The 19,694-nt window shown below is 67.1% G+C and carries 15 protein-coding genes and 1 pseudogene; 4 read left to right on the top strand and 12 right to left on the bottom strand.

The window, feature by feature from the left end:
• Positions 1 to 44: 44 nt before the first annotated feature.
• A complete protein-coding gene (locus N7573_RS15475) occupies positions 45 to 725 on the bottom strand; it encodes a TetR/AcrR family transcriptional regulator (protein WP_049398377.1) in 681 nt (226 codons plus the stop codon).
• Between the two features lie 119 nt (positions 726 to 844).
• Between N7573_RS15475 and N7573_RS15470 the strand changes: the two genes are divergently transcribed.
• Together N7573_RS15470 and N7573_RS15465 are read left to right on the top strand one after the other, a co-directional pair.
• A complete protein-coding gene (locus N7573_RS15470; protein ID WP_032129094.1) occupies positions 845 to 1,975 on the top strand; it encodes an efflux RND transporter periplasmic adaptor subunit in 1,131 nt (376 codons plus the stop codon).
• A 4-nt stretch (positions 1,976 to 1,979) separates the two neighbouring features.
• Positions 1,980 to 5,141, top strand: coding sequence for an efflux RND transporter permease subunit (locus N7573_RS15465; protein ID WP_100437662.1), 3,162 nt, complete (start codon positions 1,980 to 1,982; stop codon positions 5,139 to 5,141).
• 235 nt (positions 5,142 to 5,376) lie between these two features.
• Here N7573_RS15465 and N7573_RS15460 read toward each other — a convergent pair.
• Positions 5,377 to 5,520: pseudogene (locus N7573_RS15460) on the bottom strand (LysR family transcriptional regulator); the annotation flags it as partial.
• Positions 5,521 to 5,636: 116 nt separating this feature from the next.
• A complete protein-coding gene (locus N7573_RS15455) occupies positions 5,637 to 6,542 on the bottom strand; it encodes a LysR family transcriptional regulator (RefSeq protein WP_279912270.1) in 906 nt (301 codons plus the stop codon).
• Positions 6,543 to 6,659: 117 nt separating this feature from the next.
• Here N7573_RS15455 and N7573_RS15450 point away from each other — a divergent pair, with 117 nt between their 5' ends.
• On the top strand, positions 6,660 to 7,433 hold the full coding sequence (locus N7573_RS15450) for an SDR family oxidoreductase (RefSeq protein WP_279912269.1): 774 nt from the start codon (positions 6,660 to 6,662) through the stop codon (positions 7,431 to 7,433).
• A gap of 164 nt (positions 7,434 to 7,597) precedes the next feature.
• Here the strand turns inward: N7573_RS15450 and leuB are convergent, their stop codons facing one another.
• From leuB to ilvC, 9 genes are all read right to left on the bottom strand, one after another.
• Complete coding sequence (gene leuB, locus N7573_RS15445; protein ID WP_279912268.1) at positions 7,598 to 8,659, bottom strand: 3-isopropylmalate dehydrogenase; 1,062 nt, start codon at positions 8,657 to 8,659, stop codon at positions 7,598 to 7,600.
• Entirely contained in the window at positions 8,649 to 9,227 is a 579-nt protein-coding gene (gene leuD, locus N7573_RS15440) for a 3-isopropylmalate dehydratase small subunit (RefSeq protein ID WP_279912267.1), read from the bottom strand. The genes leuB and leuD overlap by 11 nt, the downstream gene beginning before the upstream one ends.
• Complete coding sequence (leuC, locus tag N7573_RS15435) at positions 9,227 to 10,645, bottom strand: 3-isopropylmalate dehydratase large subunit (protein WP_279912266.1); 1,419 nt, start codon at positions 10,643 to 10,645, stop codon at positions 9,227 to 9,229. Before leuC ends, leuD begins: the two co-directional genes overlap by 1 nt.
• 60 nt (positions 10,646 to 10,705) lie before the next feature.
• Complete coding sequence (locus tag N7573_RS15430) at positions 10,706 to 11,485, bottom strand: class I SAM-dependent methyltransferase (protein WP_279912265.1); 780 nt, start codon at positions 11,483 to 11,485, stop codon at positions 10,706 to 10,708.
• 10 nt (positions 11,486 to 11,495) lie between these two features.
• The gene (locus N7573_RS15425) at positions 11,496 to 13,082 is read right to left on the bottom strand and encodes a 2-isopropylmalate synthase (protein WP_032130450.1); all 1,587 of its coding nucleotides are present in this window, start codon (positions 13,080 to 13,082) and stop codon (positions 11,496 to 11,498) included.
• The gene (locus N7573_RS15420) at positions 13,079 to 14,170 is read right to left on the bottom strand and encodes a threonine dehydratase (RefSeq protein ID WP_049462521.1); all 1,092 of its coding nucleotides are present in this window, start codon (positions 14,168 to 14,170) and stop codon (positions 13,079 to 13,081) included. Before N7573_RS15420 ends, N7573_RS15425 begins: the two co-directional genes overlap by 4 nt.
• A gap of 96 nt (positions 14,171 to 14,266) precedes the next feature.
• Entirely contained in the window at positions 14,267 to 14,518 is a 252-nt protein-coding gene (locus N7573_RS15415; protein WP_087923560.1) for an ACT domain-containing protein, read from the bottom strand.
• Positions 14,502 to 16,238, bottom strand: a complete 1,737-nt coding sequence (gene ilvG / locus N7573_RS15410; protein WP_049462520.1) for an acetolactate synthase 2 catalytic subunit — start codon at positions 16,236 to 16,238, stop codon at positions 14,502 to 14,504. The genes N7573_RS15415 and ilvG overlap by 17 nt, the downstream gene beginning before the upstream one ends.
• A gap of 39 nt (positions 16,239 to 16,277) precedes the next feature.
• The gene (gene ilvC / locus N7573_RS15405; protein WP_032130453.1) at positions 16,278 to 17,252 is read right to left on the bottom strand and encodes a ketol-acid reductoisomerase; all 975 of its coding nucleotides are present in this window, start codon (positions 17,250 to 17,252) and stop codon (positions 16,278 to 16,280) included.
• Between the two features lie 613 nt (positions 17,253 to 17,865).
• On the opposite strand from ilvC, the gene ggt reads away from it, so the two are divergent.
• Positions 17,866 to 19,659 carry a gamma-glutamyltransferase gene (gene ggt, locus N7573_RS15400; RefSeq protein ID WP_279912264.1) on the top strand — a complete coding sequence of 598 codons (1,794 nt, stop codon included), beginning with the start codon at positions 17,866 to 17,868 and terminating at the stop codon, positions 19,657 to 19,659.
• Positions 19,660 to 19,694 lie beyond the last annotated feature (35 nt).

Genomic DNA, 19,694 nt, shown 5'->3' with positions numbered 1-19,694 from the left:
GCAGTGCCGGAAGTCATCGCGACCTCCGGTTCGTTCAGTTTTGGTTATCCGGCCGTCCCGGCCCCTCTTGGCGCGTAGGCGCGCAGGAAGAAGTCGATGCTGGCGGTCACATGGGCAAGAGGGTCGCACTCCACCGGTGACAGTGGCATGCCGCACATCATATGCATGTGCACTTCGCCCTTGACCAGGGTAAGGAACTGCTGGCCAGCCAGGTAATAGTCGGGGATGTCCAGTTCGCCGCGTTCGCCGCGCGCGCGCAGGAAATCGGCCAGGGCCTCGCAGGTACGTTCCGGGCCGGCCTGCCAGAACAGCTCGCGCAGGCGTTCGTCGGTCTCCGGCGCCATCATCATGCGCTGGATCGAGATCGCTGCGTCGGAGGTGATCAGCTCGAAGAAGGCCAGGCCGATGCCGATCAGCTGGTCGCGCAGGGGGCCGTCCGCGTCGGCCACGAACAGCGCATCAGGCAGCATTTCAATGCATTTTGACTGCACGGCCTCGGAGAACAGGGTCTCCTTGTCGCCGAAGTGGCTGTACACAGTCAGCTTCGAGACGCCGGCCTGAGCGGCGATGGTGTCCATGCTCACGCCGGTATAGCCCTGTTCGATGAACAGTGCCTTGGCTGCTTCAAGGATCGCCGCGCGCTTGCCGAGGTCCTTGGGACGCCCGGGTCCGGCGGCCTTGGCAGCGGGCTTGGCCGACGGCTTGCGGGAAGTGGGAGAACTCATCGCGACAATACTAGACCAAGCGGTTCGATATTTATACTATACCGGCCGGTTTATTAAATTGGGCCGGCAGTCGCGGCTCCCCCCTTAGTTGCAACCCTGCGTTTTCAGGACGTTGACCGATGAAGATCGTGCGCTGGATGGGCGGTATGGTGTGGGTGGCTGCGCTGGCAGCCTGTTCGGGACAGGAACAGGCGCCACAGGCGGCCGTACCGGTGCTGGTGGTTCACCCCGGCGAACAGGCCGGGCAGGCCCCGGCGGCGTTCCCGGGCACGGTGCGTGCCCGGCAGGAAAGCCCGCTGTCGTTCCGGGTCGGTGGCAACCTGGTCAAGCGCCATGTCGATGCCGGGCAGCGGGTCAAGAAGGGCGATGTGCTGGCCGAGCTGGACGTGGCCGACTTCGCGCTGCAGGCCCGCGCCTCGCAGGCGCAGCTGGCTGCGGCCGAAGCCGATCTGGTACGTGCCCGCGATGACCTCAAGCGCTACCAGGTGCTGGCCGACCAGCAACTGGTCAGCCGCTCGCAGCTGGACCAGCAGTCCGCCGCCTTCAAGGCCGCGCAGGGCCAGGCCAACGCCGCCCGCGCCAACCTCGATGTGCTGCGCAACCAGGCCGATTACGCCCAGCTGCGCGCACCGGCCGACGGCGTGATCGCCAGCCGCGAGGCCGAGGCCGGGCAGGTGGTGTCGGCCGGCCAGACTATCTTCAACCTGGCCGCCGATGGCGGGCGCGAAGTGCTGATCGACCTGCCCGAGGCCACCATCCGCGACTATGCGGTGGGCCAGCCGGTCGAGGTGGAGCTGTGGAACCGTCCTGGCCAGCGCCTGCCGGGCACGATCCGCGAGATCGCCGCCGCCGCCGATCCGCAGGCACGTACCTACGCGACCCGGGTCAGCCTGGCCGCCGATGCGCTGGCCGATGTCGAACTGGGCCAGAGCGCACGCGTCTACAGCAGCGCCGGCCGCCACGGCACCCTGCAGCTGCCGCTGGGCGCGCTGCAGCGCGGTGCCAACGGTACCGCCAGCGTGTGGCTGGTCGACCCGGCCAACAGCACGCTGAAGGCTGCAGCGGTCACCACCGGTGCGTTTGGCAGTGAGACCGTGCCGGTGCTGTCCGGCGTGAGCGCAGGTGACTGGGTGGTTGCTGCTGGTGGCCATCTGCTGCGTGCCGGTCAGCCGGTGATCGCCGTGGACCGGCAGAACCGTCCGGTGCTGAAGCCGGCCGCGCCGGCCGCTGCCGCCAAGGCCAAGGAGTAAGCCGGTGCGCCGCTTCAATCTCTCCGAGTGGGCGCTGGCGAACCGACCCCTGGTGCTGTTCGCGATGCTGGCGTTCGCGCTGATCGGCGCGTGGTCGTACAAGCATCTGGGCCAGTCCGAGGATCCGCCGTTCACCTTCAAGGCGATGGTGGTGCGCACGCTGTGGCCGGGCGCTACCGCCGAACAGGTCTCGCGGCAGGTGACCGAGCCGCTCGAGAAGGCGCTGATGAATACCGGCGAGTACGAGTTCATCCGCTCGTATTCTCGGCCGGGCGAGTCGCAGATCATCTTCATGGCGCGCGACAGCCTGCGGTCCAAGCAGATCCCCGACCTCTGGTACCAGGTGCGCAAGCGTGTGGGGGACATCCGCCCGACACTGCCGCGTGAAATCGTCGGTCCGTTCTTCAACGATGAGTTCGGCGATACCTACGGCAACATCTATGCGTTGACCGGCAAGGGCTTCGACTACGCGGTGATGCGTGATTACGCCGACCGTATCCAGCTGGAGCTGCAGCGCGTGCCCGACGTCGGCAAGATCGACCTGGTCGGCCTGCAGGACGAGAAGGTGTGGATCGAGCTGTCCAACACCCGCCTGGCCACGCTGGGTGTGTCGATGCAGCAGGTGCAGCAGGCACTGGCCGACCAGAACGCGGTCACCGGCACCAGCTTCTTCGAGACCGCCACCGACCGCGTGCAGCTGCGCGTGACCGGCCAGTTCAACGACATCGACGCCATCCGCCAGTTCCCGATCCGTGCTGGTGACCGCACCGTGCACCTGGGCGACATCGCCGAGGTCAAGCGCGGCTTCGCCGACCCGGCGTCGCCGAAGATGCGCTTCATGGGCGAAGAGGCCATCGGCCTGGCGGTGGCGATGAAGGATGGCGGTGACATCCTCAAGCTCGGCGCCAACCTCGATGCAGAGTTCGAACGCCTGCAGAAGACCCTGCCGGCCGGCATGCAGCTGCGCAAGGTGTCCGATCAGCCGCAGTCGGTGGAGGAGTCGGTCGGCGAGTTCGTGCAGGTGCTGACCGAAGCCGTAGTGATCGTGTTGCTGGTCAGCTTCTTCTCGCTGGGCCTGCGCACCGGCCTGGTGGTAGGTGTGACCATCCCGCTGGTGCTGGCGATGACCTTCTTCGTCATGCACTACTTCGACATCGGCCTGCACAAGATCTCGCTGGGCGCGCTGGTGCTGGCGCTGGGCCTGCTGGTGGACGATGCGATCATCGCGGTGGAGATGATGGCCACCAAGATGGAGCAGGGCTACGACCGCCTGCGTGCGGCCAGTTTCGCCTGGGAGTCGACCGCGTTCCCGATGCTGACCGGTACGCTGATCACGGCGGCCGGCTTCCTGCCGATCGCCACGGCGGCATCGAGCACGGGTGAGTACACCCGCTCGCTGTTCCAGGTGGTGACTATCGCACTGGTGGTGTCGTGGATTGCCGCGGTGCTGTTCATCCCGTACCTGGGCGACAAGATGCTGCCGGACCTGTTCAATCCGCAGCCGCCGAAGCCGGGCAGCCTGTCCGCGCGCTGGCTGGCCAAGCGCCAGCAGTGGGCCGACCGCTATCCGGCGCTGGCCAACCTGATCGCGCCGCCGCAGCACGGGCACGACCATGATCCGTACCAGCGCCCGTTCTATCGCAGCTTCCGTCGCTTCCTCGATGGCTGCCTGCGCCACCGCTGGTGGGTTATCGCCGCGACCATCGCCCTGTTCGTGTTCTCGCTGATGATGTTCCGCTTCGTGCCGCAGCAGTTCTTCCCGGATTCGACCCGGCCGGAACTGATGGTGGACATCGAGCTGGCCGAGGGTGCGTCGTTGCGCTCGACCCAGGCCCAGGCCGAGAAGCTGGAGAAGCTGCTGTCCAACCGCGATGGCATCGCCAACTACGTGTCCTACGTGGGCACCGGTTCGCCGCGCTTCTACCTGCCGCTGGACCAGCAGCTGCCGGCCACCAACTTCGCCCAGTTCGTGGTGCTGGCCAAGGACATCAAGTCGCGCGAAAGCACCCGTGACTGGCTGCTGCATGAGGTGATCCCGAAGTTCCCGGACGTGCAGATGCGCGTGACCCGCCTGGAGAACGGCCCACCAGTCGGCTATCCGGTGCAGATGCGTATTTCCGGCGAGCACATCGAGAAGGTGCAGGCGATCGCACGGCAGGTCGAGGCCAAGGTGCGTGAGAACCCGCACGTGATGAACGTCAACCTGGACTGGAGCGAGCCGAGCAAGGTGGTGCGGTTGGTGATCGACCAGGAGCGTGCGCGCGCGCTGGGTGTGAGCAGTGCCCAGGTCAGCCAGTTCCTGTCCAGCTCGCTGGCCGGGCAGTCGGTGAGCGTGTATCGCGAAGGCAACCGCCAGATCGAGATGCTGCTGCGCGGGCCGGCCGATGAACGCAACCAGCTGGAGCTGCTGTCCAGCCTGTCGATGCCGACCGCCAACGGCGGCAGCATCACGCTGTCGCAGGTGGCGACGATGGAGTACGGCTTCGAGGATGGCATCATCTGGCACCGTAACCGTCTGCCGACGGTGACCGTGCGCGCCGACATCAGTGATGGCATGCAGCCACTGGACGTGGTGCATCAGATCCTGCCGACGCTGGATGGCATCCGTGCCGAACTGCCGAATGGCTACCTGCTGGAAACCGGCGGTACCGTGGAGGATTCGGCACGTGGCCAGAACTCGATCAAGGCCGGCATGCCGCTGTTCCTGGTGGTGGTGGCCACGCTGCTGATGCTGCAGCTGCGCAGCTTCTCGCGTGCGGCGATGGTGCTGGTGACCGCGCCGCTGGGCATCATCGGTGCGACCCTGTTCCTGCTGCTGTTCCGCGCACCGTTCGGCTTCGTGGCGCTGCTGGGCACGATTGCACTGGCCGGCATGATCATGCGCAACTCGGTGATCCTGATCGACCAGATCCAGCAGGACATCGATGCCGGGCATGACCGCTGGCATTCGATCATCGATGCGACGGTGCGCCGTTTCCGCCCGATCGTGCTGACCGCGCTGGCGGCCGTGCTGGCGATGATTCCGCTCTCGCGCAGTGCGTTCTATGGCTCGATGGCGATCTCGATCATGGGCGGCCTGATCGTGGGCACCGTGCTGACCCTGGTGTTCCTGCCGGCGCTGTACGCCGCGTGGTTCCGGGTCAAGCCGGACGAATCCGGGGCGTAATGCCCCGGGTTCGGCGGCCACTGCCCTGGTAGGTGCCAACCTTGGTTGGCACTGATGCACGCATCCACGCATGGCGTGGATCTACCGCAGCGGGTCTTCGCCCTGGTAGGTGCCAACCTTGGTTGGCACTGACGCGCGCATCCACGCATTGCGTGGATTTACCGCAGCGGGTCTTCGCCCTGGTAGGTGCCAACCTTGGTTGGCACTGATGCGTGCATCCACGCATGGCGTGGATCTACTGCAGCTGCAGGCCGTTCCGCAGCACCGGCAGCAGCCATTCGATGAACACCCGCACGCGTTGCGCGCGGTGCTGCCGATGCGGCTGCAACAGGGTCACCGGCAGCGGTTGCGCCACGTGCTGTGGCATCACTTCCACCAAGGTTGGTAGTTTCTGCAGAGCCACCCCATGGGTGGCTGCGGAGGACCAGGATCAGTCATCCACGCATGGCGTGGATCTACTGATCTGCGCGGCATGCATCTACGCATGGCGTGGATCTACTGCAGCTGCAGGCCGTTCCGCAGCACCGGCAGCAGCCATTCGATGAACACCTGCACGCGTTGCGCGCGGTGCTGCCGATGCGGTTGCAACAGGGTCACCGGCAGCGGTTGCGCCACGTGCTGCGGCATCACTTCCACCAGCGCACCAGATTGCAGTTCGGCCTGCACGTCGTAGCGCGGAATCTGCAGCAGGCCGAGCCCCGCCACGCAGCACGCGATCGAGGCCTCGGCGCTGTTCACCCGCACCCAGCCGGGCATCGGCAGCGTGCGAAGCTGGCCACCGTCCTGCCATTCCCACGGTTCCACCCGTGCCGTGGTCGGCGATGCATAGTTCACCGCGCGGTGCTGCTGCAGGTCGGCAGGATGCTGCGGAACACCGTGCTCGCGCAGGTAGGCCGGCGCGGCGACGTTGACGAAGTCGAGCTGTCCCAGCATGCGGGCCACCAGGCTGGAGTCACCCAGCTGGCCGACCCGCAGCACCGCATCACAGCCGTCTTCGATCAGGTTCACCGCGCGGTCGGTCATGCCCAGGTCCACTTCAACCTGCGGATGGCGTGCGAAGAAGTCGGGCAGGGCCGGGGCGAGGATGCAGCGGCCGATCCGGCTGGGCACATCGATCTTCAGCAGGCCCATCGGCTGCGCGTCGTCCTGGCGGAACAGGCTTTCGGCGTCTTCGACTTCGGCGATCAGACGCAGGCAGCGCGCATGGAACACGTCGCCATCGTGGGTGGTGGAAACGCGACGGGTGGAGCGCTGAAGCAGGCGGGTGCCGAGCCGCTGCTCCAGCTCCGCAATGGCCGCCGAGACGGTGGAGCGGGGCAGGCCGAGCTGGTCGGCGGCGCGGGTGAAGCTGGCGCACTCCACCACCCGGGTGAAGATGCGGAAGCGATCGATCCGGTCCATTGTTCGCTGGCTCTGGAAAGTTAAGTCAATGTGGCGGGCTTTATCCGCATTTTCTGCACGATATCGTCGTCAGGGCAGGGTTGCCACCCCGGGCAGCCCCCTCCTGAGACAAACGCCATGACCGACCATTCCCTCAAGGGCAAGACCGTGCTGATCGCCGGTGGCGCCAAGAACCTGGGCGGCCTGCTGGCCCGCGACTTCGCCAGCCAGGGCGCCAAAGCCATCGTCATCCACTACAACAGCACCGCCACCCAGGCCGATGCAGAGGCGACCGTCGCGGCCGTGCAGGCCGCCGGCAGTACGGCCGTTGCCCTGCAGGGTGACCTGACGTCGGCGGCAGCGATGGAGCGCCTGTTCGCCGATGCCGTGGCAGCGGTCGGTCGCCCTGACATCGCGATCAACACGGTCGGCAAGGTACTGAAGAAGCCGTTGCTGGAAATCAGCGAAGCGGAGTACGACGAAATGAGTGCGGTCAACGCCAAGGCTGCCTTCTTCTTCCTGAAGGAGGCCGGCCGCCACGTCAATGACGGTGGCCGCATCTGCACCCTGGTCACCTCACTGCTGGGCGCGTTCACGCCGTTCTATTCCAGCTATGCCGGCACCAAGGCACCGGTCGAGCACTTCACCCGTGCGGCGTCGAAGGAGTTCGGTGAGCGCGGCATCTCGGTGACGGCGATCGGTCCCGGTCCGATGGACACGCCGTTCTTCTATCCGGCCGAGAGTGCCGATGCGCAGGCGTACCACAAGACGGCTGCGGCACTGTCGTCCTTCACCCGTACCGGCCTGACCGACATCGCCGACATCGTGCCGTGGATCCGTTTCCTGGTCACCGATGGCTGGTGGATGACCGGGCAGACGATTCTGGTCAATGGTGGTTACACCACCAAGTAACGCAGTCACGCAGGGCGTGGCTCTGCTGCGGTGGTGGGTGCCAACCTTGGTTGGCACGGATGGCGCATCCACGCATGGCGTGGATCTACAGTAGAGCCACCCCATGGGTGGCTGCGCACAATGTCCAAAGGGAGGGGCGCCACGCATGGCGTGGCGCTATCGGATCAGTTGAGTTTGGCCAGCACCGCGTCGGTGGCGGCAGCGGTGCTGACGGCCTGGCCCTTCGCCGCCAGATCGGCGGTGAACACGCCATCGTCCAGCACGGCGTGCACGGCGGCTTCCACCGCGGCGGCTTCCGCTTCCAGCCCCAGCGAATGGCGCAGCAGCATCGCGGCGCTGAAGATCGTCGCGTATGGGTTGGCGATGCCCTTGCCAGCGATATCCGGAGCCGAACCATGGATCGGTTCGTAGATACCGACCGCGCCCGGCTCGCCCAGCGAGGCCGACGGCAGAAGGCCCAGCGAGCCGGCCAGCATCGATGCCTCATCGGTGAGGATGTCGCCGAACATGTTCTCGGTCACGATCACGTCGTACTCGCGCGGCTTGGCCAGCAGGTGCATCGCCATCGAATCAACCAGCTGGTGCTCCAGCGCTACATCCGGGAACTCCTCGCGGCCGATGCGCGCGGCCACGTCACGCCACAGGCGCGAGGTCTCCAGCACGTTGGCCTTGTCCACCGAGGTGACCTTGCCGCGGCGCTGCCGGGCCAGGCGGAAGGCACTGCGCAGCACGCGTTCGATCTCGGCCACGGTGTAGCGGCACAGGTCGCTGGCGCTGTCGGCGTCGCGGGTCTTGTCGCCGAAGTAGATGCCACCGGTCAGTTCGCGTACCACGACGAAGTCCACGCCCTGCAGCAGCTCGGCCTTGATCGGCGAGGCGTGCAGTGCGGCTTCGTGGGTACGCACCGGGCGCAGGTTGGCATACAGGCCCAGCGCCTTGCGGATCGCCAGCAGGCCCTGTTCCGGGCGCACCTTGGCGTTGGGATCGGACCACTTCGGGCCGCCGACCGCACCCAGCAGCACCGCGTTGGCGGCCTGGCAGGCAGTCAACGCAGAGGCCGGCAGCGGCTCGCCGTGGCGGTCGATGGCGATGCCACCGATGTCGTGCTCGCTGAAGGTGAAGGTGTGGTTGAAGCGTGTGGCGACAGACTTCAGGACGGCGACTGCCGCGGCGGCCACTTCCGGGCCGATGCCATCACCGGGCAGGACAACAATTTCAGCGTGCATGCTCACTCTCGTAGCGTTCGATTTCAGGGACACGGCCCAACAGATACCCCAACTGGTCGACGCCTTCCAGCAGGCAGGTCTGCGAGAAGCCATCCAGCGGGAAGGAATAGACGCGCCCATCGGGCGTGCGCAGCACACGCGCGGCCACGTCGATGGTCAGCTCGTCGTCCGGGCGCTGCATCAGCGTCTGCACGTCGGCTTCGTCCAGCACGATCGGCAGCAGGCCGTTCTTCAGCGAGTTGCCGCGGAAGATGTCGGCGATCTCGCTGCTGACGATGGCACGCAGGCCCAGATCGGTCAGTGCCCATGGTGCATGCTCGCGCGACGAGCCGCAGCCGAAGTTGCGGCCCGCCAGCAGGACGCTGCGGCCGGCGTTGTGCGGCTGGTTGAAGGCGAAGTCGGCCACCGGCGAACCGTCGGCCTGCCAGCGCCAGTCATTGAACGCGTTGCGGCCCAGGCCGGCGCGTTCGGTGGTGGACAGGAACCGCGCCGGAATGATCTGGTCGGTGTCGATGTTGGTCTGGCGCAGCACCACGCTGGCCGAGGTCAGGGTACGGAAACCGGCCATCACGCCACCTCCTGTGCGAACAGTTCGCGGGTATCGGCGACGTGCCCGTTCACCGCGGCCCACGCCGCGCTCATCGGCGAGGCCAGCAGCGTGCGCGAACCAGGGCCCTGGCGGCCTTCGAAATTGCGGTTGCTGGTGCTGACGGCCAGCTGCCCGGGCGCGACCAGATCGCCGTTCATGGCGATGCACATCGAGCAGCCCGGCTCGCGCCACTCGGCACCGGCCGCGCGCACGATCTCGTGGATGCCTTCGGCCTCGGCCTCGCGCTTGACGATCTCCGAGCCCGGCACCACCAGCATGCGCACCCGGTCAGCGACGCGACGACCGCGCAGTACCTGCGCCACTTCGCGCATGTCGCTCAGCCGGCCGTTGGTGCACGAACCGACGAACACCACGTCCACCGGCGTGCCCGCCAGCGCCTTGCCGGCCTGGAAATGCATGTAGTCCAGACCCTTCTGTGCGGCGGCATCGTTGGCGGCGGGGATCGGTGCATCCACCGCGATGGCGGTGCCCGGATGGGTGCCCCAGGTCAGGGTCGGGCGGATGTCGGCGGCGTCGATGTGCACTTCGCTGTCGAAACGCGCGCCGTCATCGCTGCGCAGCTGCTGCCAGCGTGCGACGGCCGCATCGAAGTCGGCACCCTTGGGGCCACGCGGGGTAGCAGCGACGAAGTCGAAGGTGATCTGGTCCGGCGCCACCATGCCGGCACGCGCACCCGCCTCGATCGACATGTTGCACAGGGTCATGCGCTGTTCCATGTCCATCGCTTCGATGGTGCTGCCACGGAACTCGATGACGTGGCCGGTGCCGCCGTTGACGCCGATCACGCCGATGATGTGCAGGACCACGTCCTTGGCGCCGACGCCGGGCGCCAGCGGGCCATCGACGGTGATCGCGAAGGTCTTCGCCTTGCGCTGCAGCAGGCACTGTGTGGCCAGCACGTGGCCGACTTCGCTGGTGCCGATGCCGAAGGCCAGCGAACCGAACGCACCGTGGGTGGAGGTGTGGCTGTCGCCGCAGACGATGGTCATGCCGGGCTGGGTGAAGCCTTGTTCCGGCGCGATCACGTGGACGATACCGCGATTGTCCGAGGCCATGTCGAACAGTTCGATGCCGTGCTCGGCGCAGTTGCGTGCCAGGGTGGCGACCTGCGCTTCGGACGCAGCGCTGGCGTAGGGCAGCGTGCCGTCGGCGGCAGCCGGCAGGGTTGGCGTGGAGTGGTCCATCGTCGCCTTGGTGCGGTCCGGGCGGCGCGGCGACAGGCCGCGCTCGCGCAGTTCGGTGAACGCCTGCGGCGAGGTCACCTCGTGGATCAGGTGCAGGTCGATGTACAGCACGGCGGGGGCGCTGTCGGTTTCGGGAACCACCACGTGGGCGTCCCACAGTTTGTCGTACAGGGTGCGGGGTGCGGAAGTCATGCGTATGCCTGGCAGAAGTACGAAATAGCGAACATCAGTAAAGAAAACGGAACGGTCAAGTCAGCGGCGACGGGCAAGCACCCGCAGCCGCACGTAGTCGGCCAGCGGCTGGCCGCTGGCGTTGCGCGGCAGCTCGGCCAGCAGTGCGGTGGCTGCCTCGCGCACGGTGGCGCGTGCCTCGGCCGGCAGATCGTCCAGCAGCGGTGCGGCGAACACACGCAGCCAGCCGGCCACGCCGGTCGGCAGTGCAGTCGGGCGCGGCGTGCACTCGATCAGCTGCACCTGGAAGCCATGCTGGCGCAGGCGGTCGGCGTAGGCATCGGCAGTGGGGAAGTACCACTGGAATGCGCTGGCGCCGTGGCCATGGGCCGCGCGTGCAGCCTGCACCGCCGCGATGATCGTGGCCACGTTGCCATGGCCGCCGAACTCGGCAACGAAGCGGCCGCCCGGGCGCAGGGCGCGGCGCACACCTTCCATCACCCGGTCGGGGTTGCTCATCCAATGCAGCGACGCATTGCTGAATACCGCATCGAACTCACTGTCGAACGACAGCGCGTGGCCATCCATCACCTGCGCATCGACGCCGCGCGCACGCGCGGCGATCACCAGCTCCGGCGAGGCATCCACGCCGTGGATGTGCGCGCCGCTGAGCGCCAGCTCAGTGCTGAGCACGCCATCGCCACAGCCCAGGTCGAGGATGCGTTCACCGGCGCGCGGGTCGAGCAGGCGCGATACCGCGCCGCCGAGCAGCGGCACGAAGCCGGCGTCGATCGCATAATCCTGGGCGTTCCACTGCTGGCCAGCGGCGCTGGCCGGGGTGGGGGTGTCGAAGGCGCTCATGGCGGGGTCCTCAGGCGGTGGCGGGGGTGGCAACGTCGGTGTTGCTGTGGGCGGCAGCCTGGCGCTGGCGCAGCAGGCGGTTGGCCACATCCAGCCAGGCCAGCGCGGAGGCTTCGATGATGTCCTTGCTGGTGCCGGTGCCGTCGTACTCCACGCCCTCGTGGCGCACGCTCAGATTGGCTTCGCCGCGCGCATCGGCGCCGATGCCGACGCTGTGCACGTGGTAGCTGTCCAGCATCAGCTGCACGCCGGTAGCGGCCGACAGCGCGCCGAACAGCGCATCGACCGGGCCATCGCCCTGCGCGGTCTCGGCCACGCGGTTGCCGTCCGGGTCGGACAGTTCGACCAGTGCATTGGCGCGGCTGCCGACGTCGCTGATGGTCATCGACGCCAGGCGATAGCCCTGCGCGTTGGAGCCACCCTGCATCAGCGTCTGCAGGTCGGCATCGGTGACCACGCGCTGCTGTTCGCACAGGCCCTTGAACTGCTCGAACACCAGCTTCAGTTCGTCTTCGTCCAGCCAGAAGCCCAGCGCACGCAGGCGCGCTTCGACGGCGGCGCGGCCACTGTGGCGGCCCAGCACCATCTGCGAATCCTCCCAGCCCACGTCTTCCGGACGCATGATTTCGTAGGTGCCGCGATGACGCAGCATGCCGTGCTGGTGGATGCCCGATTCGTGGGCGAAGGCATTGGCACCGACGATGGCCTTGTTGCGCTGTACCGGCATGCCGACCAGGCGCTGCAGCAGCTGCGAGGTGCCGACGATGCGCGGGGTGTTGATCGAGCTGTCCTGTTCGTAGAAGGCCTGGCGCACCTTCAGCACCATCGCGATCTCTTCCAGCGAGCAGTTGCCGGCGCGCTCGCCGATGCCGTTGATGGTGCACTCGACCTGGCGCGCGCCGCCTTCGATGGCGGCCAGCGAGTTGGCCACGGCCAGGCCCAGATCGTTGTGGCAGTGCGCGCTGAAGATCACATTGGCGGCATTCGGCACGTCGGCGACGCCGGCGATGACCTGCTGGAACATCGCGCGGATCTCTTCCGGCGTGGTGAAGCCGACGGTGTCGGGCAGGTTGATGGTGGTGGCGCCGGCAGCGATGGCCACGCGCGCGACTTCGATCAGGTAGTCCAGCTCGGTGCGGGTGGCATCCTCGGCCGAGAATTCGACATCGTCGATATAGGACCGGGCCAGCGATACGTGCTTGCGTACCGACTCCAGTACCTGCTCGCGGGTCATCCGCAGCTTGTGCTCGCGGTGCAGCGGGCTGGTCGACAGGAACACGTGCAGGCGCGGGTTGGCAGCGGCCTCCAGCGCACGTGCCGAGGTTTCGATGTCGGCCTGCAGGCAGCGCGACAGCACCGCCAGGGTCAGGCTCGGACGGCGCAGTTCGCGGCCGATCAGTGCCATCGCCTCGCGGTCGGACTGCGAGCTGGCCGGGAAGCCGGTCTCGATGATGTCCACGCCCAGTTCGTCCAGCGCACGCGCCATCACCAGCTTCTGCGGCGGGCTCATGCTGCAGCCGGGGGACTGCTCGCCGTCACGCAGGGTGGTGTCGAAGATGCGGATGCGCGGGGTGGTAATTCGTTCGATGGTGGTCACAGGGAAATCTCCTCGACAGCGGGTGCGACGGCTTGCAGGGGGGAAGGGGAAGAGGTGGGGGAAGCGATGGCGCTGGCCTTGGCGGGCGAACGCGGTGTTTCGCTGCGCCGTCGCCGTGGTTTGCGTGGCGGGCGCGGGCGGATGTCGGTGAGCAGGCCGGCGAGGACGCCGGCATCGATGTTGCCGCCGGAGACCACCGCACACTTGCGGCGGCCGGCGACGCGGCGGCCGGCGGCCAGCGCCAGCGCACCGGCGCCCTCGGCGATGATGTGCTCTTCCAGTGCCAGGCGGACCAGGGTTTCGCGCAGTTCGGCTTCGCGCACGATCACCACATCGTCCAGCAGCGAGGTGCACAGGCGGCGGGTCAGGAAGCCGGGAATCTTCACCCGCACGCCGTCGGCCAGCGAAGCAACGGGGGCGATCTCGCGCACGTCACCGTGGATCGCGCGGGCCATCGAATCGACGCCTTCCACCTGCGCGCCAACGACGCGGACGCCCTGCGATTTCAGTGCCAACGCAACGCCGGAGGCCAGCCCGCCGCCGCCGATCGGCACGATCACCACGTCCGGCGCGTGTGCGGCCAGCTCGATGCCGACCGTGCCCTGGCCGGCGATCACGTCGGCATCGTCGAACGCGGACAGGAAGCGGTAGCCGTGGCGTTGTGCCAGTTCGACCGCGAAGGCGTAGGCCTCGTCATAGCTGGTGCCGTGCTGGCGCACGGTCGCGCCCCAGTGGGCGACGCCGGCGATCTTGGTGGCGGGCGCACCATGCGGCATCACGGTGATGGCCGGCACGTCCAGGCGGTAGGCCGCCCACGCCACGCCCTGGGCATGGTTGCCGGCCGAGGCGCAGATCACTGGCCGGGTATCGCCGCGCTCGCGGCCGGCCAGCAGCGCATTCAATGCGCCGCGTACCTTGTAGGAACCGGTGCGCTGCAGGTTCTCCAGCTTCAGCCAGGTACCGAAGCGTTCGGCATGGTGCAGCGGGGTGGGCGGCAGGAAGCGGCGCAGTCGGGCCTGCGCCGCCAGTACGTCGGCGACGCTTACGTCGCCGACATCGCTTTCCTGGCTGGTGTCAGCGGCCGGCATGGGCCACCAGCGCAGTGCAGAAGACCGCCGCATGCGGGCACGGGCGGCGAAGAAGACGCCTCCGTACCGGCACCGTGGTCGCTACGGTACGGGTGTTCATACGGATGCTCCTTCCATGGCGGTGACCTGCACGGACACGCAGTCGTAGATCTTCTCGATCTGCCGGCACAGCGTTTCCGCCGGACGCTGGCCATCCACCACCAGCTGCAGGTGCCAGCGGCCATCGTCGGCGGCCACCGGCGCACCACTGATCGCACGCGGCGCGAAGCCACGGCGTTCGGCCATGCCGATCACGCGCAGCAGCGCGCCTTCGGCCGGGTGCAGCACCAGGTCAAGCCGGTATTGCATTGGGGGTCTCCTGGCGGGCGTGGGCGGGATTGCTTTCCAGCATCGTGCTGTTGGCGGTGTTCGGCGGCACCAGCGGCCACACGTTGGCGCGTGCATCGATGGCCACGTGCAGCAGCGCCGGGCCTGGTTCGGCCAGCAGTGCGGCAAGGCCGCCTTCCACGTCGTCGCGGTTGTCGATGCGGGTGGCGGCGATGCCGAACACCTGCGCCAGTGCCACGAAGTCCGGGTTGTCGGACAGGTCGATCTCGCTGTAGCGCTCGGCGAAGAACAGCTCCTGCCACTGCCGCACCATGCCCAGCGAACTGTTGTCCAGCAGCACGATCTTCACCGGCAGGCGGCAACGCGCGATGGTGGCCAGCTCCTGCACGTTCATCATGAAGCTGCCGTCGCCGGAGACCAGCACCACGGTGCGCTCGGGGCAGGCGAACTGCGCACCCATCGCGGCCGGCAGGCCGAAGCCCATGGTGCCCAGCGCGCCACTGGTCAGATGATTGCGCGGGTGGTTGAAACGGCAGTGCTGGGCGACCCACATCTGGTGCTGGCCGACATCGCAGGCGATCACTGCATCGGCCGGTGCCAGCTCGCTCAGGCGCTTCAGCAGCGCCGGGGCGTAGATATGCTGGCCGGGGGCGTCGTAACGCGCAGCGAAACGATCGCGATGCTGTGCACAGCGCTTGCGCCATGCGTCCTGGTGGGCCTTGGGGGAGGGGAAGGCCGCACGCAGGGCGCGGATGGCATGGCCGACGTTGCCGGGCACGGCGACGTCGGCGCTGCGCAGCTTGGAGATCTCGTAGGCGTCGGCGTCGATGTGGACGACGCGGGCGAACGGTGCGAACTCGGCCAGCTTGCCGGTGGCACGGTCGTCGAAGCGCGCACCCAGCACCAGCAGCAGGTCGCTTTCCTGCACCGCCATGTTGGCCGCGCGGGTACCGTGCATACCCAGCATGCCCAGCGACTGCGGGTGGTTGGCCGGCAGTGCGCCCAGCCCACGCAGGGTCATCACCGTGGGGATGGCACTGGCCTCGACGAAGTCGCGCAGGTCCTGCACCGCGTCGCCCAGCGCGATGCCCCCACCGGCGTAGACCACCGGCTTTTCGGCGGCTGCCAGTGCGGCGATGGCCTCGGCGATAGCCGCTTCGGCCGGCGCAGGCGGCGGCTCGATGCTGCTCGGCACGTGCGCTGGCAGATGACTGGCATCGGCCAGCTGCACGTCCTTGGGCAGGTCGATCAGCACCGGGCCGGGCCGGCCTTCGCGGGCGATGCGGAACGCATCGGCGACCACGCGCGGCAGGTCATCGACGCTGCGCACCAGCCAGCTGTGCTTGACGATCGGCATCGTCAGGCCGAACACATCCAGTTCCTGGAAGGCGTCGGTGCCCAGCAGCGGCGTGCCGACCTGACCGGTGATGCAGACCATCGGTACCGAATCCAGCATCGCATCGGCAATGCCGGTGACCAGGTTGGAGGCGCCCGGGCCGGAGGTGGCCACGCAGACACCCACCTGGTTGCTGGCGCGGGCAAAACCGTTGGCGGCCAGCGCCGCGCCCTGCTCATGGCGTACCAGGATGTGCTTCAGCGACGAATCCACCAGCGCGTCGTAGAACGGCATGATGGTGCCACCGGGATAGCCGAACAGCGTGCGGACGCCTTCGGCCTCCAGCGCCTGGGTCAGCCAGCGCGCGCCGTTGGGCGGCGCGCTGCGATGTGTCGAAGAGTTCATGGGGGAACCTTGCAAAGCGGGTGGGGGAGGGCCGCGCGGTTACGCGGCCTGTCCTTGCAACCAGACCATCTTGGCGCGCAGTTCCTTGCCTACCTTTTCGATCGGGTGCTCCAGGTCGGCCTGCTTGAACCTGTTGTAGTTCGGCAGGCCCGCTTCGTACTCGGCCACCCAGTTCTTGGTGAAGGTGCCGTCCTGGATGTCCTTCAGCACTTCCTTCATGCGTGCCTTGGTGCCGGCGTCGATCACCCGCGGGCCGCTGACGTAGTCGCCGTACTGCGCGGTCTCGGAGATGAACTCCAGCATGCGCGAGATGCCGCCTTCGTAGAACAGGTCCACGATCAGCTTCAGTTCGTGCAGCACTTCGTAATAGGCGATCTCCGGCTGGTAGCCGGCTTCGACCAGGGTTTCGAAACCGGCCTGCACCAGCGCCGAGGCACCGCCGCACAGCACCGCCTGCTCGCCGAACAGATCGGTCTCGGTCTCTTCCTTGAAGGTGGTCTGGATCAGGTTGGCGCGAGCGCCGCCGAGGCCGGCCGCATAGGCCTGCGCGTGCTGCGCAGCCTTGCCGCTGACATCCTGGTAGACCGCCCAGATGCACGGTACGCCGCGCCCGATCTCATACTCACGACGCACCAGCGCACCCGGGCCCTTCGGCGCAACCAGCACCACGTCCAGGTCGGCGCGCGGCTCGATCATGCCGTAGTGCACGTTCAGGCCATGCGCGAACAGCAGGCAGGCGCCCTGCTTCATGTTCGGCGCCAGCACGTCGTTGTAGAGCTTCTTCTGCACCATGTCCGGGGTCAGCACGGCGACCAGGTCGGCGTCTTTCACCGCTTCAGCGGGCGCGATCACGGTGAAGCCATCGGCCTGCGCCTTGGCTTCGGTCGGGCCGCCCGGACGCAGTCCTACCACCACATCGAAGCCGGATTCACGCAGGTTCAGCGCGTGGGCGCGGCCCTGGCTGCCGTAGCCGATGACGGCGATCTTGGTCTGGGGCAGGTCGTTGGTGCTCATGGGGGAGGTTCCTTGCGGTGGGAAGAAAAAAGAACGGCCGGTCGTCGAGGTGACGTGCCGGCCGGTCAGGGGAAAGCGGTGGAGGAGGCGCCGCGCGTTGCACAGGCACAGCCACCACGAGGCGTCGCGGTGGTGCAGGTCCGGGTTGTGCGATCGGCGTTGTGCATGGTGGTTGCGTCTGAAACCAGGTTCTGAAATGAAAAAACCCGCACCGGGGCGGGTGCGGGTTTTTGAAGAGTTCCGGTGTGTTTGTTGCTTACACGCTGGCTCGTCCCGCACCTGTTGGTTGGGTAATAAGTACGAGCACAAGAATCGAACGCAGCGAAGCGGCGCCGATGTCGGCGGCTTCGATGTGGGTTCGCGGTGGCGTGTTGTGATGCAACATGTGATCGAGAGAAACACAGCCGTTTCGGCGCTGTCAACCCTCGCAACGGATTTTCCATCGGTTTCCGGTGCATCCAGCGCAATCGCTTGCGGTACAAGGATGGTTGCCGCTGAAAGTGTTTCGGTGAACCCCAATTCACTCCTTTCAGGCCGGCTTTTGCGCGGAATCCGGCGGATTTTCGCCTTGGCGGGTGCGGAGCTTCCGCACCCCATCCCAGGATCAACGTCCATGACCTCTGCCCGATACCGCGTGAAGGCCGCAGCGGCGAAGATCGAGGGACCACCCTTCCATCGGAACCCGACCGTGTCCCGACGCCTTGCCCGTTCCCTGCTGGCCGCTGCTCTACTGGCCGCTGTGCCCGCACTGTCTTCTGCCGCCGACCGCATCACCGGCCACACCTTTGCCACCCGTTCGGAGGTGATCGCCCCGCATGCGATGGCCGCCACCTCGCAGCCGCTGGCCACCCAGATCGCGCTGGACGTGATGAAGGGCGGTGGCTCGGCGGTGGACGCGGCGATTGCCGCCAACGCCGCGCTCGGCCTGATGGAGCCCACCGGCAACGGCATCGGCGGCGACCTGTTCGCCATCGTCTGGGACCCGAAGACGCAGAAGCTCTATGGCTACAACGGTTCGGGCCGTTCGCCGAAGTCGCTCACCCTGGCCGAGTTCCAGCGCCGTGGCCTGAAGGACATCCCGGCTACCGGCCCGCTGCCGGTCTCCGTGCCCGGCGCAGTCGATGGCTGGTTCGCGCTGCACGACCGCTTCGGCCGCAAGCCGATGGCCGACAACCTGGCGCCGGCGATCCGCTACGCCCGCGAGGGCCATCCGGTGGCCGAGGTGATCGCCTACTACTGGGACCGCTCGGTGCCCAAGCTGTCGCAGTACCCGGGCTTCAAGGAACAGTTCACGATCAACGGCCATGCCCCGCGCAAGGGCGAGATGTGGAAGAACCCGAATCTGGCCAGCACGCTGCAGAAAATCGCCGACGGCGGTCGTGATGCCTTCTACAAGGGCGATATCGCCCGCACCATCGGCGACTACTTCAAGGCCAACGGCGGCTTCCTGAGCTACCAGGACATGGCCGACCACCACGGTGAGTGGGTCGAACCGGTCAGCAGCAACTACCGTGGCTACGACGTGTGGGAGCTGCCGCCGAACAGCCAGGGCATCGCCGCGCTGCAGATCCTCAACGTGCTGGAAGGCTACGATTTCTCGAAGATTCCCTTCGGTTCACCGGAGCATGTGCACCTGTTCGTTGAAGCGAAGAAGCTGGCCTTCGCCGATCGCGCGCGCTTCTATGCCGACATGGCGTTCCAGCCGGCGCCGGTGCAGAAGCTGATTTCCAAGGACTACGCCGCACAGCGCCGCGCGCTGATCTCGATGGACAAGGCGCTGAAGGAAGTGCAGCCGGGCACGCCGAAGCAGCTGGAGGAGGGCGACACCATCTACATGACCGTGGCTGACGCCGACGGCATGATGGTGTCGTTGATACAGTCCAATTACCGCGGCATGGGCAGCGGCATGGCGCCGCCGGGGCTGGGCTTCATCCTGCAGGATCGTGGCGAGATGTTCGTGCTGCAGAAGAACCATCCCAACGGCTATGCACCGGGCAAGCGCCCGTTCCAGACGATCATCCCGGCGTTCATCACCAAGGGCGGCAAGCCGTATGCCAGCTTCGGCGTGATGGGCGGCGCGATGCAGCCGCAGGGCCACGCGCAGATCGTGATGAACCTGGTGGATTTCGGCATGAACCTGCAGGAAGCCGGTGATGCACCGCGCATCCAGCACGAGGGCTCGACTGAACCGACAGGTCAGGCCACGGCGATGACCGACGGTGGTGAAGTGAATCTGGAAACCGGCTTCCCGTATGAAACGGTGCGTGCGTTGATGCGCAAGGGGCATCGCATCGTGTTCGCCGACGGTCCGTATGGTGGGTATCAGGCGATCATGCGTGATCCGGAATCCGGCGTTTACTACGGTGCGTCTGAGAGTCGAAAGGATGGGCAGGCGGCGGGGTATTGAGGTTTCCCGGCCACCGGGCGCAGCCCCCTCTGCGG

Source organism: Stenotrophomonas sp. GD04054, assembly GCF_029836955.1.
GTDB lineage: Bacteria > Pseudomonadota > Gammaproteobacteria > Xanthomonadales > Xanthomonadaceae > Stenotrophomonas > Stenotrophomonas maltophilia_A.
The sequence above is the reverse complement of the archived record's forward strand: the minus strand, read 5'-3'. Positions and strand labels throughout refer to the sequence as shown.